This window comes from Candidatus Pelagibacter communis (assembly GCF_001180025.1).
Taxonomy (GTDB): Bacteria; Pseudomonadota; Alphaproteobacteria; order Pelagibacterales; family Pelagibacteraceae; genus Pelagibacter; species Pelagibacter ubique_A.
Window position 1 is genome coordinate 1 of record NZ_CVSK01000062.1, and the last position, 1,574, is coordinate 1,574.

The following is a 1,574-nucleotide window of genomic DNA, read 5'->3' on the forward strand; positions in this document are numbered from 1 at the left end:
ATTATCTACAATAGTATATAAAATTATTGCATTTGAGTTTTTTTCTGCATCTTCTAAAATTTTTAAAATTTGGTTTTCTGTTCTTGTAAAAGAGTAAGAATGAACCTTATACTCTATATTTAAAAATTGAGCCTTCAGGGCTAAAAATATTCTATCCAAAGTCTCGCCCGTTGAGTCAGAAATTAAATAAATTTGATATGTATTACTCATGAATAAATTGTTAATAAATTTGTAGTTTTTTAATTAAATTGCATAATTTAAAATTTTTAAAATTAACCTTGTAAAAACTGCTATTTATTAACATTAATAATAAATAGGGCAAAACTATCCACAAAAATTAATATCTTAAAAAAAGCTTCATTTTTAACAATTTTACTCACACAAGATGTTGGTAAATTGTGAATATAATGTTTATAAAAATTAATCACCTTTATTCACAAGATATATTACAACTACAATAATTAATAATGTTTATTTATGAAACCTTTAAATAAAGTAATAATTAACAAAGATACTTCATTCAATCCTATATGGATTATGAGACAGGCAGGTAGATATTTACCGGAATTTAGAGAAATAAGAAAAGAAAATCCTAATTTTATTAATTTATGTTTAAATGATGATTTATCTTCAAAGATAACCCTGCAACCATTAAAAAGATTTAATTTAGATGCTGCAATAATATTCTCAGATATCCTAATGCTTCCTTATGGAATAGGCCAAAAAGTAGAATTTGAAAAAAACTTTGGACCGAAATTAGGGGAACTAAATCTTGATGAAATTACCAAAACCGATGAAGTTGACTTTGTAGAAAAAATACACCGTGTATATAAAGCAATAAAAAAAGTAAGCTTAGACACTAGTTTAAACAATAAAAACACCATTGGATTTGTTGGTGCTCCATGGACTTTATTAGTTTACATGATTAACCAACAATCACCCAAAAAGAGTTTAAAAAAGGAATTTTTTAAAGATGAATTTTTAATAAATAGAATTTTATTAATTATTGAAAAATTTTTAAAAATTCACATAAAAAATCAAATTGATAATGGAGCAAATATAATCCAAATATTTGATAGTTGGGCTGGTTTGTTAGAAGAAAAAGATTTACCTAACTACATTTATACCCCAACTTTAAATCTAGTAAATTATGTAAAATCCTTAAACGTGCCAGTGATATGTTTTCCAAGAGAAATAAAAAATTATAAAGAATTTTGTGATATTGTTAAACCTGACGCTGTTAGTATAGATTATAATGTTGATCCAAAAAAAATACTTAAAGAAATAAAAATACCCATTCAAGGTGGTTTAGATCCTAAAATTTTATTAACAGACAAAGAAACCCTAAAAAAAGAAGCTTTAAATTATTTGGAAATCTTTAAAGATCATCCATATATATTTAATCTTGGACATGGTATTTTACCTGAGACTAATCCAGAAATGGTAGAAAATTTAATCAAAATTGTAAAAGATTTTAAATGATAGAAAAAAATCACCCCCCTGTAAAGTTTGGTAAAACTGGTGTTTTGATAATTAATTTAGGAACGCCCGACTCTACTAGGTGGCTCGATATA

General features: G+C 25.0%; 2 protein-coding genes. One reads left to right on the forward strand and one right to left on the reverse strand.

Annotation, left to right across the window (positions count from 1 at the left end; genetic code table 11):
* On the reverse strand, nucleotides 1-210 hold a 210-nt coding region (locus tag AMN83_RS02940; RefSeq protein ID WP_143323640.1), incomplete at its 3' end, for a kinase/pyrophosphorylase.
* Nucleotides 211-477: 267 nt separating this feature from the next.
* On the opposite strand from AMN83_RS02940, the gene hemE reads away from it, so the two are divergent.
* Nucleotides 478-1,482 carry a uroporphyrinogen decarboxylase gene (gene hemE, locus AMN83_RS02945; RefSeq protein ID WP_075504195.1) on the forward strand — a complete coding sequence of 335 codons (1,005 nt, stop codon included), beginning with the start codon at nucleotides 478-480 and terminating at the stop codon, nucleotides 1,480-1,482.
* Nucleotides 1,483-1,574: the final 92 nt, after the last annotated feature.

What these genes read in the sequence shown, in the direction of transcription:
- hemE (WP_075504195.1), top strand. Translation starts at nt 478, where the DNA reads ATGAAACCTTTAAATAAAGTAATAATTAACAAAGATACTTCATTCAAT.